This window comes from Bacteroides nordii, from assembly GCF_019930665.1.
Lineage (GTDB): Bacteria > Bacteroidota > Bacteroidia > Bacteroidales > Bacteroidaceae > Bacteroides > Bacteroides nordii.
In genome coordinates this window covers 3138643-3151655 of sequence record NZ_CP082886.1, presented here as the reverse complement: position 1 = coordinate 3151655, position 13013 = coordinate 3138643, and the positions used below count along the sequence as shown (strand labels likewise).

At 43.9% G+C, this 13013-nt stretch carries 8 protein-coding genes; 5 read left to right on the top strand and 3 right to left on the bottom strand.

What is annotated here, in order from left to right; translation table 11 throughout:
* The first annotated feature begins 337 nt into the window (after positions 1-337).
* Genes K8P02_RS12640 through K8P02_RS12630 form a run of 3 tightly spaced genes read left to right on the top strand, consistent with a single transcriptional unit; the run spans position 338 to position 3247 of the window.
* Entirely contained in the window at positions 338-1564 is a 1227-nt protein-coding gene (locus K8P02_RS12640) for a quaternary amine ABC transporter ATP-binding protein (protein WP_002561048.1), read from the top strand.
* Positions 1561-2382, top strand: coding sequence for an ABC transporter permease (locus tag K8P02_RS12635; RefSeq protein WP_002561049.1), 822 nt, complete (start codon positions 1561-1563; stop codon positions 2380-2382). Before K8P02_RS12640 ends, K8P02_RS12635 begins: the two co-directional genes overlap by 4 nt.
* A 7-nt stretch (positions 2383-2389) precedes the next feature.
* Complete coding sequence (locus K8P02_RS12630) at positions 2390-3247, top strand: glycine betaine ABC transporter substrate-binding protein (protein WP_025867007.1); 858 nt, start codon at positions 2390-2392, stop codon at positions 3245-3247.
* Between the two features lie 64 nt (positions 3248-3311).
* Here the strand turns inward: K8P02_RS12630 and nifJ are convergent, their stop codons facing one another.
* Both nifJ and K8P02_RS12620 read right to left on the bottom strand, forming a co-directional pair.
* Positions 3312-6866 (bottom strand): pyruvate:ferredoxin (flavodoxin) oxidoreductase, encoded by a 3555-nt coding sequence (gene nifJ, locus K8P02_RS12625; RefSeq protein WP_002561051.1) that lies wholly within the window; start codon positions 6864-6866, stop codon positions 3312-3314.
* 34 nt (positions 6867-6900) lie between these two features.
* Positions 6901-8079, bottom strand: coding sequence for an ATP-binding protein (locus tag K8P02_RS12620; protein WP_007486205.1), 1179 nt, complete (start codon positions 8077-8079; stop codon positions 6901-6903).
* A gap of 733 nt (positions 8080-8812) precedes the next feature.
* Here K8P02_RS12620 and K8P02_RS12615 point away from each other — a divergent pair.
* Positions 8813-10009 carry a hypothetical protein gene (locus K8P02_RS12615; RefSeq protein ID WP_025867009.1) on the top strand — a complete coding sequence of 399 codons (1197 nt, stop codon included), beginning with the start codon at positions 8813-8815 and terminating at the stop codon, positions 10007-10009.
* Here K8P02_RS12615 and K8P02_RS12610 read toward each other — a convergent pair whose 3' ends face one another.
* Positions 10010-11464 (bottom strand): glycoside hydrolase family 10 protein, encoded by a 1455-nt coding sequence (locus tag K8P02_RS12610; RefSeq protein ID WP_007486207.1) that lies wholly within the window; start codon positions 11462-11464, stop codon positions 10010-10012.
* Positions 11465-11574: 110 nt separating this feature from the next.
* Here K8P02_RS12610 and K8P02_RS12605 point away from each other — a divergent pair, with 110 nt between their 5' ends.
* Positions 11575-12996 carry a carbon starvation CstA family protein gene (locus tag K8P02_RS12605; protein WP_007486208.1) on the top strand — a complete coding sequence of 474 codons (1422 nt, stop codon included), beginning with the start codon at positions 11575-11577 and terminating at the stop codon, positions 12994-12996.
* Positions 12997-13013 lie beyond the last annotated feature (17 nt).

Below are 13013 nucleotides of genomic sequence, written 5' to 3'. Positions count from 1 at the left end.
GTTTGGATATATTCAGGGGCTATTGGTGCTTATTTGATGGTTATGTTACAAAAAAATATTATTCTTTTGTATAACTTTTCTTCTTTGATAAGTAAATGTGTCTGAACAAAAGCCAAAGAGGCATTGTTCTGTTTGTAGCGTGAGTTCAACACACATTACGTGATATTTCGTTTAAACTATCATTCATACAGAACTCTCACCAGTATATTTTGCTGCTCAAAATGTGTATTTATTAATCTCTATATCGGGAGGCGAAAGCCTGTTGTTTAATCGGAACTTTATGAGATATAAAGAAGGATTTCTATGGCTATTATTAATTATCTAAATATTATTATATATGAACAAAATAAACATCAAAGATTTATACCTTATTTTTGGAAATGACAAGCAGAAGGCACTTCGCTTATTGAAAGAGGGGAGAAGCAAAAGCGAAATATTGAAAGCAACCGGATGTACGGTTGCTGTGAAAGATGCAAACCTCTCGATTGACGAAGGAGAAATATTTGTTATTATGGGATTGTCAGGGAGTGGTAAATCTACTCTGCTGCGTTGTATCAACCGACTGATAAAACCAACTTCGGGCGAAGTGGTAATCAATGGAACGGATATTGCTAAGGTATCTGACAAAGAATTGTTGCAGATACGACGAAAGGAACTGGCTATGGTTTTCCAGAATTTTGGTTTGTTGCCCCATCGTACAGTACTGCATAATATTGCTTTCGGACTTGAACTGCAGGGGGTAAAAAAAGAAGAAAGAGAACGAAAAGCGATGGAGAGTATGCAACTGGTAGGACTAAAAGGATATGAAAATCAAATGGTTGGTGAATTATCCGGTGGTATGCAGCAACGTGTAGGACTGGCACGTGCATTGGCTAATAACCCGGAAGTACTACTGATGGATGAAGCTTTCTCTGCTCTTGATCCTTTGATTCGCGTACAGATGCAGGATGAACTATTGGCTTTACAAGCCAAAATGAAGAAGACAATTGTATTTATTACCCATGACCTGAGTGAAGCTATTAAACTTGGAGACCGTATTGCTATTATGAAAGATGGAGAAATAGTACAGATCGGCACTTCGGAAGAGATACTGACAGAACCTGCCAATGCTTATGTAGAACGTTTCGTGGAAAATGTAGACCGTAGTAAGATTATTACAGCGGCTTCGGTGATGATTGATAAACCATTGGTAGCGCGTTTGAAAAAAGAGGGTCCGGAGGTATTGATCAGAAAGATGCGCGAACGTAACCTGACGGTGCTTCCGGTAGTGGATACGGGTAACGTATTGGTAGGAGAGGTCCGATTGAACGATTTATTGAGGCTGAGAAAGGAACAGGTGAGGTCGATTGATTCTGTGGTACGTCATGAAGTACATTCTGTATTGGGGGATACGGTTCTTGAAGATATCCTGCCGTTAATGACAAAAACCAATTCACCTATTTGGGTGGTAAATGAGGACAGGGAGTTCGAGGGGGTGGTTCCACTGTCATCTCTTATCATTGAGGTGACCGGAAAAGATAAAAAAGAAATTAATGAAATCATTCAAAATGCAATAGACTTATGATAAATATCGGAAAATATATAGAGATGGCCATAAACTGGCTTACAGAACATTTTGCTTCTTTCTTTGATGCACTAAGCATGGGCATTGGAGGATTCATTGACAGTTTTCAGCATGTATTATTCGGGATACCGTTTTATATTACTATTGTGGCGCTTGCTGTACTTGCCTGGTTTAAGGCAGGTAAAGGAGTGGCTGTATTTACATTGTTGGGATTATTGTTGATTTACGGTATGGGATTCTGGGAAGAAACAATGCAGACACTTGCATTGGTACTTTCTTCCACCTGTCTTGCTCTGTTGTTGGGAGTACCGTTGGGTATTTGGACCGCCAATAGTGATCGATGTAATAAGATAATGCGGCCTGTTCTCGATTTTATGCAGACGATGCCGGCTTTTGTTTATCTGATTCCGGCAGTATTATTCTTTGGGTTAGGGACAGTGCCGGGCGCCTTTGCAACTATCATTTTTGCGATGCCTCCGGTGGTTCGTCTCACAGGATTGGGGATACGTCAGGTTCCTAAAAATGTAGTGGAAGCTACACGCTCGTTTGGGGCTACTCCCTGGCAATTACTTTATAAAGTGCAATTACCATTAGCGCTACCTACCATATTGACCGGAGTAAACCAGACTATTATGATGTCTCTTTCAATGGTTGTTATTGCTGCGATGATTTCTGCCGGTGGACTGGGAGAGATTGTCTTGAAAGGGATTACTCAGATGAAAATAGGCTTGGGATTTGAAGGAGGTATAGCCGTAGTTATACTTGCGATCGTTCTGGACCGTATTACTCAGGGGATAGCGCAAAACAAAAAGAAATAATAGAGATATGAATACTAAGATAAAAATTATAGTAGCAATCTTACTTGCTATATTCTTTTTCAGCTCATGCGGAGGAGGAGATTCTGATAAAAAGATAAGTATTGCTTACGCCAATTGGGCGGAAGGTATTGCAATGACGCATCTGGCAAAAGCCATCCTTCAAGAGCAGGGATATGATGTGAAATTACTAAATGCCGATCTTGCTCCTATATTTACTTCACTTGCCAGAAAGAAAGCAGATGTTTTTATGGATGTTTGGCTACCGGTAACAATGAGTGATTACATAGAGCAATATGGTGATAAACTGGAAATAATAGGTGATATATATGATGAAGCCCGTATCGGACTGGTTGTACCGGAGTATGTAACGATTAATTCTATTGATGAATTGAATTCTCAGAAGCAACGTTTTGGTTCGAAGATTGTTGGTATCGATGCAGGGGCAGGTATTATGCGGGCTACGGAAGACGTTATTGAAGACTATAATCTGGATTATAAGCTGATGACCTCAAGTGGTCCTGCTATGACTGCTTCATTGAAGAAAGCAATTGACAGAAATGAATGGATAGTGGTCACTGGTTGGACACCGCATTGGATGTTTGATCGTTTCAAATTAAAGATATTGCAAGATTCCAAGAATATTTATGGTAGTGCGGAGAAGATTCATATTATTACCTGGAAAGGTTTTCCGGAGAAAGATCCGTTTGCTACTCAACTTTTCAGGAATATTCGTCTGACAGATGAGCAGATCAGTTCTTTGATGCTGGCTGTGGAAGAAACAGAGAAAACAGAAAAGGAGGCTGCCCGTAAATGGATAGATGAACACCGGGAATTGGTGGATAGTTGGATTCCAAAAGAACAGTAAACAGACAAAAAGGCGGGAGCCCTTTCGGATTCCCGCCTTTCTTTTATCTGATAAGTTGAATTACTTATTCGGCAACACCCCAAGCCTGGTTAGCCAGACGCTTGTAGTTGTTGTAACGCCATTTAGCATTGTCTTCAGCTGCCTGGAACAGTTCTTCTGCTTCTGCAGGATATTGCTTCATTACAGATGCATAACGAACTTCACCTTTCAAGAAGCCCTTGAACTCATCCCAGTTCGGTTCTTTGCTATCCAGTGAGAACGGGTTCTTACCTTCAGCTTCCAAAGCCGGGTTGTAACGCCACAGGTGCCAGTAACCGCACTTAACTGCTTTTTCTTCTTCTTCCTGGCTCTTACCCATACCAGCTTTCAAACCGTGGTTGATACATGGAGCGTAAGCGATGATGAGTGAAGGTCCTGGATATGCTTCAGCTTCGCGGATAGCTTTCAGAGTCTGAGCCTGGTCAGCACCCATAGCGATCTGTGCAACATAAACATAACCGTAAGTAGTAGCCATCAGACCAAGGTCTTTTTTGCGAACACGTTTACCGGAAGCAGCAAACTTAGCGATAGCACCTACTGGAGTAGCCTTAGAAGACTGTCCACCTGTATTTGAGTAAACTTCAGTATCGAGTACCAGGATGTTAACGTCTTTACCGGAAGCGATAACGTGGTCAAGACCGCCGTAACCGATATCATAAGAAGCACCGTCACCACCGATGATCCACTGGCTACGTTTAACGAGGAAGTGAGTCAGACCTTTCAGTTCTTTGCAAACCGGGCAACCTGCAGCAATACCTTGTTCGATGATTGCTTCGATTTGTGGAGCAAGTTCTTTAGTCTTGTCTGCATCGTACATGTTTTCGATCCATGCTTTCAATACTTCTTTTGCTTCAGCCGGAGCATTTTCACCTGCAAGAATCTGGTTGAATAGTTTCACGATACGGTCACGCATCTTTTCGTTAGCCAGTTCCATACCCAAACCGAACTCACAGAAGTCTTCGAACAGAGAATTAGCCCATGCCGGACCGTGACCCTTTTCGTTTGTAGTATAAGGAGTTGAAGGTACTGAACCTGAGTAGATCGAAGAACATCCGGTAGCGTTAGCAACCATTTCGCGGTCACCGAACAACTGAGTGATCAGTTTTACGTACGGAGTTTCACCACAACCTGAGCAAGCGCCGGAGAACTCAAACAACGGAGTTGCGAACTGAGAGTTCTTAACGTTAGCTTTGATGTCAACCAGGTGTTGTTTGCTCTTCACGTTGTCAATGCAGTAAGTCCAGTTATCAGCCTGAGCCAATTGGCTTTCGAGGTGTTTCATGGTCAATGCCTTGCCACCCTTCTTCGGATTACCCGGACAGATGTCAGCACAGTTACCACAACCCAGACAGTCGAGAACGTCTACCTGAATACGGAAAGTTGTACCTTCGAATGCTTTACCTACAGTTTTCAGCATTTCGAAGTTTGCACCCTTCTGCTCTTCAGCATCAAGTACGAACGGACGGATAGAAGCGTGAGGACAAACGTAAGCACACTTGTTACACTGGATACAGTTTTCTGCGTTCCACTCCGGTACAAATGCAGCTACACCACGTTTTTCGTATTTAGAAGTTCCCTGATACCAGGTTCCGTCTTCAATACCCTTGAATGCAGATACCGGCAGCAAGTCACCGTCTTGTGCGTTGATAGGACGAACTACTTCATTGATGAATGCAGGATCGTTGTTAGTAGCTTTAGCATCATCTGCCAGGTTGGCCCATGAAGGATCAACTGTCAGTTGTTTGTATTCACCACCACGGTCAACGGCTGCATAGTTCTTGTTAACGATATCTTCACCCTTCTTACCATAAGACTTCACGATGAATTTCTTCATCTGTTCTACCGCCTGTTCTACAGGGATAACGTTTGTGATACGGAAGAATGCAGACTGAAGGATTGTATTGGTACGGTTGCCCAAGCCAATTTCCTGTGCAATCTGAGTAGCGTTGATATAATATACAGAGATGTTATTCTGTGCAAAGTATTTCTTCACTCTGTTAGGCAGGTTCTTAGCCAGTTCTTCACCTTCCCAGATTGTATTCAGCAAGAAAGAACCGTTTTTGCGCAAACCGCGTGTCACATCATACATATGCAGGTAAGCCTGAACGTGGCAAGCCACAAAGTTCGGAGTATTTACCAGGTAAGTAGAACGGATTGGAGTATCACCGAAACGCAGGTGAGAGCAAGTGAAACCTCCTGACTTCTTAGAGTCGTAAGAGAAGTAGGCCTGGCAGTGTTTATCAGTGTTGTCACCGATAATCTTAACAGAGTTTTTATTAGCACCTACTGTACCGTCAGCACCCAGTCCGTAGAATTTAGCTTCGAACATGCCTTCGCCACCCAAAGCAATTTCTTCTTTCTGAGGAAGTGAAGTAAATGTTACGTCGTCTACGATACCGATAGTAAAGTGGTTCTTCGGCATTGGCATAGCCAGATTTTCGAATACAGAGATGATCTGGGCAGGAGTAGTGTCCTTAGAACCCAAACCGTAGCGGCCGCCTACGATAACCGGAGCATTTTCTGTGCCGTAGAAGCAGTCTTTTACATCCAGATACAGAGGTTCGCCGTTAGCACCCGGTTCTTTTGTACGGTCAAGAACTGCGATAGACTTCGCAGTCTTAGGTACAGCAGCCAGGAAGTGTTTTGCAGAGAACGGACGGTACAGGTGAACTGCAACCATACCTACTTTCTCACCGTTAGCTACCAGATAGTCGATAGCTTCACGGGCAGCTTCTGTTACAGAACCCATTGCGATGATTACGCGTTCTGCATCTTCTGCTCCATAGTAATCGAACAAACCGTATTTACGACCAGTAATCTTAGAAATTTCGTTCATGTACTCTTCTACGATAGCAGGAACTGCTTCATAGTAGTTGTTACATGATTCACGATGCTGGAAGAAGTGATCCGGATTTTCAGCCATACCACGAGCAACCGGAGTCATCGGGTTCAGTGCGCGGGCACGGAATTCAGCCAAAGCTTCCTGATCAACCAGCGGAGCGAGATCCTCATTTTCCAGCATTTCGATCTTCTGGATTTCGTGTGAAGTGCGGAAACCGTCGAAGAAGTTCATGAAAGGAACGCGCGCCTTGATAGTAGCCAGGTGAGCTACACCAGCCAGGTCCATAACTTCCTGTACAGAACCTTCGGCCAACATAGCAAAGCCGGTCTGACGGGCAGACATAACGTCCTGGTGGTCACCGAAGATACACAACGCGTGAGAAGCCAGTGTACGAGCCGATACGTGGAATACGCAAGGCAGGAATTCTCCGGCAATCTTGTACATGTTAGGGATCATCAACAAAAGACCTTGAGAAGCAGTGTATGTAGTAGTCAACGCACCTGCCTGAAGAGAACCGTGAACTGCACCGGCAGCACCGCCTTCAGATTGCATTTCCTGTACCAATACTGTTTCGCCGAAGATGTTCTTACGTCCTGCGGCAGCCCATTCGTCTACATATTCAGCCATTGTAGAAGAGGGAGTGATGGGGTAGATGGCAGCTACTTCAGAAAACATATACGAGATATGTGCAGCAGCCTGGTTACCATCACAAGTGATGAATTTCTTCTGTTTAGTCATAACTAAAAATTAATATTTAAGTAAATAAATCATTTCAATATAAGAATCCGAACATCCAAAGAGGTATATGGTTGTTTCTGCCTATTTCTGCTTTTTGCAAAGCATACGTCACACCGGGATTATTCTTTATCTTCACCCCTTCGCAACATATCCTGAACGGCATCACTTCATCCACCAGGAACGAGGCATTCTTGTCTCCCTTATATACCTTATGGTCTTTCCACAATGAATTTACAAAGAAAGTGTCGAGCACGTCTTGTTCTTCTACTTTCACCGGATAAATGGAATACATCAGATTGGAATTATGCATCATAATCTTTGACGGTTTCTTGGGGAATTCTTCTCCCTTTGGATATACCAGATTAATAAGACGGGCATCTGCCAGATACTTGATGTAGTTCATTACCGTAGCACGTGATGTCTGTATATCGGTAGCCAATTGGCTCACGTTGGGGGCCTTGGGACCGTCTACAGCCAACAAATATAGTAATTTTTTTATCTTTGAGAGATATTTCAGTTCAATTTGTTTGATAAGAAGAATATCTACCTCCACCATCATATTCATGGTTTTGAGTAGGTTTTCCGAGAAATTACGCTTTTCAAGGAAGAACGGATAGAAACCATGGTGCAGATAATCCTGAAAAAAGTCCAGCGGACGAACTTTTGAAAGTATTCCTTTAGCTATCTGTTCGTGGTTACTGAGCAGTTCTTCAAGCGAGTAGGCACGGAACTTCATTCCGGTCTGAAGATTCAGGTATTCGCGGAAGGAGAATCCTCGCAGGTTATAACTTTTCACAATGTCGCGAAGTTCGAGGTTCTCTTCTTTCAGTCGCATCACCGATGAACCTGTGAAAACAATCTTCACATTGGGGAAACGATCGTAACACATTCGCAGTTCTTTACTCCAGTCCGGATGTTTGAACACCTGGTCTATCAGTAATACCTTTCCGCCCCGGCGTTGAAACTCATTGACGAAATCGACAAGGCTATGGCCGGAGAAATAGAAGTTGTTCATGTTGATAAAAAGACATGAACGGTCTGTTCCGAATTTCTCTTTAGCGTATTGGAGGAGGAAAGTGGTTTTTCCTACGCCACGGGTCCCTTTGATACCAATCAAGCGGTCGCTCCAGTCTATTTCGTCCATCAAGTCACGACGGACAGGAGCATTGGTGTGCTCAACAAGGTAAGCATGTGTGCGGTAGAATGATTCCATTTCTTTTCTTAGGTTTTACGGGTGGCAAATATAGTTCTTTTTCTGGTAATTGCAAAGTAGAGATAGCAAAATTGTACTTTTATTTAAGTAAGTTTGTACTTCATCTACAAGGAGGTGCGCTTCCCATGCGGGGAGAAGTTCACCAGGTGATGGTGATCGGAACTGGATTTTGCCGTTTTGTCAAAGTGATATTCCTGTTGTTAAGGGAGGGGCTTTTGGTGATCACCGGGACGATTGAAACGAAAAAACTCAGTTATTTCAATTAGAGTTTTGTTCTTTTGCTACTCTCTTTGTGTGTTGGGCTGCAAATGTAGTAAAAGTTTGCTTATTTTGGGCTGTTTGTGAGAATAAATATTGTTTCTTCTTTCTTTTTGCCTGCCGGATAGATCGATGGGAATTTTGCTAATAAATGGATGCAGGTGAAAAAAAGGGCGGTTTGGAGGCAAAAAGGCTTTCATAGGAAGATAATAAAGTTTTCTTCGGATGAAAAGAGGCTTTTCTCGGTATGATATTGCGATTCTCTTCGGTTGATATTGCGATTCAACTTGACCGAAAGTGCATTGGAATTCGGAGGAAGTACCGGTTTTACTACTGGAAAGTGCTATTTCTTGTGTATATTTGCGAAATGTGAACTGCCTTATTCGCTGGTTTGTTCTTTAGACAGGGAATGCTTGTTAGTCAGGAGTAGGAAAAGATGGATATGTGTAATTAATATGTGAATAATGAAAGCAAAATGATAAAACGTTCTCTTTATATTTTTAATCCGGACCATGATTTGGCATTGGCAAGTGGGGATGTGAATTATATGCCTCCTGCCTCTGCCCGGCAGATGGCGGCAGATCTGGCATTATTGCCGGTATGGTATGCTTCTCCCGAAAGTGCGGTACTGGCGCCTTCGGCTTATAATCTTGACTTTCTTCGCGAGATGCAGCAGCATTTGTCGTTACCTGTAGAATTGATGACGGAGCCGGAAGTAGCTTCGGAAGAGAACTTGCAACCGATGCCTTGGGGGTGGAACCCGGCTTTGAGAAAGAGGTTGCAGCTTTTGGGAGTACTGGAGTCGGAATTACCAGCATTATCTCAATTGGAAAAACTGCGTGTCCTTTCACACAGAAGTCGTGCGGTGGAGTTATTATCTCATTTGCAGTTGGATGAGCTTTTCTGCGGAGAATCTTTTTACCTGACCACTCCTGAAGAGTGGCAGCAGTTTGTAGAACGGCATTCGTCTTGTTTGCTGAAAGCCCCGCTTTCAGGTAGTGGAAAGGGGTTGAACTGGTGTAAAGGTGTATTTACTCCTTTTATCGCCGGCTGGTGTAAACGTGTGGCAGCTTTACAGGGTGGAGTAGTGGCAGAACCTATATACAATAAGGTGGCAGACTTTGCTATGGAATTCTGTTCGGACGGGAGAGGAAAGGTGGTCTTTGCCGGTTATTCTGTATTCTCCACTAATGGAAGTGGAGCATACGAAGGCAATTTACTGCTATCGGATGAAGAGATTGAACACAGGTTTTCCGTTTATGTCTGTAAGGAAGCTTTCCGCAAGTTAAGGTATCGGTTGGAAGAAGAGTTATCAGCTTGTTTCGGTCTTGGTTATTCGGGGTATCTTGGGGTAGATATGATGATCTGCCGGTTTCCTTCAACGGAGGTAGAATATAGAATTCATCCTTGTGTAGAGGTCAATTTGCGAATGAATATGGGGGTGGTAGCTCACCTCATTCATAAAAAGTATATTGCTTCCGGGACCACCGGACGCTTTTCCATTACTTATCATCCGGTCTCCGGTGAAGCTTTGCAGATACACGAAGAGATGAAGGCTGCTTTCCCTTTACAGATAAAAGACGGAAAAGTGGTTGATGGTTACATAGGACTGACTCCGGTTACTAATAAAAGTGTGTACCGGGCCTGGATAATGTGTGAGATGACGCCTTGATTATCTTCCTTGTACGGCTTTCCCTTCATTTCCATATCTGTCTATAGCTGTTACTGCAAAGCATTTTTTTCTGTCCCATGGCAGGAGGGAAGTATATACATATTCTGTACCCCTCACACTTTGGGCGATGATATTTTCTGGTTTTGTAGTATCTACAGGATATGTTTCCGAAGCATAAATGACATAGCGGGGGGCATTCACAGGGTCATTGTCTTTGGCAGCTTTCCAGGTCAACAGGGTGTATCCGTCTGCTGTTTCTGTAATGCGCAGTTCCTCCGGGGCAGTGGGGGGGACATTGTCCAGCCAGGGCATGGCCGGTTGCAGTGCCGGATAGGCATAAAAGTTTTCTGCCAGTTCGTCGTAGACTCCTTGCGTGTTGTCCATTAAGAATTTGGCACGATAATGTCCTTCTCCTGCCAGCTTATGTGCACGAATGAAGTTTATTTGCCGGTCTACGTCCTCCCGTACCCAGTTTCCTTCGCTCGGGTGCAGAAAGTAAATACCTAATCCCGGTATGATCTGCCGTCCGTTAGATTGTTCCTGCCAGTCGAGAGCAAAGGGATAGAAATTATTTTGGCGGAAATACATCATTGGGTAAATCTGGTCTTGTATACCTTCGCCCAACCAGCCTTGTGGGTCCTGATAGACAGCATGGAAGGCATTCCAGCCCCTGGAAGAGTAGCGTGATGTGTCTTTGTACTTCCCTACCGGACAGGTACTTACCTTAACCCACGGTTTAATCTCTTTTACACCTTTATATATATAGCGTACAATATCTGTGATATTATCACGGCGCCATTGGTCCAGCGTTCTGCCTTTTCCATAGCGGCGAAAATCGTAGTTGTCCGGAAAGCGTGGGGCATTCTCCGGATAGCGCAAATAATCAAAGTGTACACCGTCTATATCATAGCGGGTTACGACTTCGCGTACCAGTTTCATTAGGTATTCTTTGGTAGACGGGTGCCCCGGATTGAGAAAATATTCATTCTTATAGGGGATGCAGATCTCCTTTCTTTGTTTAGTAACGGATTTATTTCCCAGGCTGGCCACGTGCTTTTTGTTCCCCAAAGGAATAGCCACCATCCAGGCATGACATTCCATACCACGTTTGTGGCATTCGCGTACGGCAAAAGCAAGTGGGTCATATCCCGGATCGCCATCCACTTTTCCGGTCAGAATAGAGTTATAAGGCTCGATGGAAGAGTGGTAAAGTACATCTCCTCGCGTGCGTGTCTGGAAGAGAATGGTGTTGAAATTGGCAGCTTTCAGTTTATCGAGTATATCAGTCAGTTCTTCTTGCTGGCGTCGGATAGCAGTAGGGGTGGTTGCTTTGGTGCGTGGCCAGTCCAGTCCATATACAGCCGTCACCCAGGCTGCACGAACTTCATATTTGGGCTGTGCCTTTGCAGGGGCAAGCAATAACAGAAAGAGTAAAATAGAGAGATAACAGCGCATTGCAGTTTGAATATTGTTATAAATGGCAGCAAAGTTAGCAAAAGCGTCGGTATTCTTGTACGTTTCGTGGGATTATGTTACATTTGCCACAGTTAAACGAATAACACGCCATGATTACATTTACACTGTGCTTATTGGCACTTATTATCGGGTACTTCACTTATGGACGCTTTATGGAACGCGTTTTCGGGCCCGATGACCGGAAAACTCCCGCTCTAACCAAAGCAGATGGAGTGGATTATATTCCACTACCCACCTGGAAGATTTTTATGATTCAGTTTCTCAATATCGCCGGGTTAGGGCCTATCTTCGGTGCGATAATGGGAGCAAAGTTTGGTATTTCTTCTTATTTATGGATTGTGTTCGGTAGTATTTTTGCCGGTGCTGTACATGACTATTTTGCCGGAATGCTTTCGTTAAGGAATGGGGGAGAGAGTCTGCCCGAAATCGTTGGCCGTTACCTGGGATTGACGACAAAACAGGTGATGCGTGGTTTTACCGTAATTCTGATGATTTTGGTAGGTTCTGTGTTTGTCGCTGGTCCTGCCGGATTACTTGCCAAACTTACGCCGGAATCACTGGACGCTACTTTCTGGATTATAGTGGTTTTTGCTTACTACATCCTTGCTACTCTGTTGCCGGTCGATAAGATTATTGGCAAGATCTATCCTATCTTTGCTGTTGCACTGTTGTTTATGGCAGTAGGTATTGTGGTGATGCTTTATGTACATCATCCTGCTTTGCCGGAATTGTGGGATGGATTGCAGAATACCAATCCCGATGCTGCCGTACTACCGATCTTTCCTATCATGTTTGTCAGTATTGCTTGCGGGGCTATATCTGGTTTTCATGCTACGCAAAGCCCTTTGATGGCACGTTGTATGACTTCCGAACGTCATGGTCGCCCTGTCTTTTACGGTGCTATGATTACTGAAGGTATTGTGGCTTTGATTTGGGCGGCAGCTGCTACTTACTTTTTCCACGAAAACGGAATGGAAGAGAACAATGCTTCGGTGATTGTAGATTCAATAACGAAAGGCTGGTTAGGTGTTGTGGGTGGTGTACTGGCTATTTTGGGTGTGATTGCTGCACCTATAACTTCGGGGGATACTGCTTTCCGTTCAGCTCGCCTTATCGTAGCTGATTTTCTGGGAATGGAACAAAAAAGTATGAGCCGTCGTTTATACATCTGCATTCCAATGTTTGTGGTGGCTATCGGGCTGTTGCTTTACAGCCTGCGTGATGCGGACGGTTTCAATATGATATGGCGGTATTTTGCTTGGGCCAATCAGACGCTTGCCGTGTTTACCCTGTGGACTATTACGGTCTATCTGGTTCGTTCGAAGAAGCCGTACTGGATAACACTGATACCTGCTTTGTTTATGACAGCCGTTTGTTCTACTTATATCTGTATCGCTCCGGAAGGACTTGCGTTTGCGCATCCGCTATCCTACAGTATTGGGGGAGTATGCACATTAGTGGCTACCATCTGGTTTTTTGTATGGAAAAGGCGTTCGGCTCAAAAAGATTGAATGATTAATTTAGACCT

Excerpts from the sequence above, each read along its gene's own strand:
- K8P02_RS12640 (WP_002561048.1), top strand. The coding sequence starts at position 338 with ATGAACAAAATAAACATCAAAGATTTATACCTTATTTTTGGAAATGAC.
- K8P02_RS12635 (WP_002561049.1), top strand. The coding sequence starts at position 1,561 with ATGATAAATATCGGAAAATATATAGAGATGGCCATAAACTGGCTTACA.
- K8P02_RS12630 (WP_025867007.1), top strand. The coding sequence starts at position 2,390 with ATGAATACTAAGATAAAAATTATAGTAGCAATCTTACTTGCTATATTC.
- nifJ (WP_002561051.1), bottom strand. The coding sequence starts at position 6,866 with ATGACTAAACAGAAGAAATTCATCACTTGTGATGGTAACCAGGCTGCT.
- K8P02_RS12620 (WP_007486205.1), bottom strand. The coding sequence starts at position 8,079 with ATGGAATCATTCTACCGCACACATGCTTACCTTGTTGAGCACACCAAT.
- K8P02_RS12615 (WP_025867009.1), top strand. The coding sequence starts at position 8,813 with ATGATAAAACGTTCTCTTTATATTTTTAATCCGGACCATGATTTGGCA.
- K8P02_RS12610 (WP_007486207.1), bottom strand. The coding sequence starts at position 11,464 with ATGCGCTGTTATCTCTCTATTTTACTCTTTCTGTTATTGCTTGCCCCT.
- K8P02_RS12605 (WP_007486208.1), top strand. The coding sequence starts at position 11,575 with ATGATTACATTTACACTGTGCTTATTGGCACTTATTATCGGGTACTTC.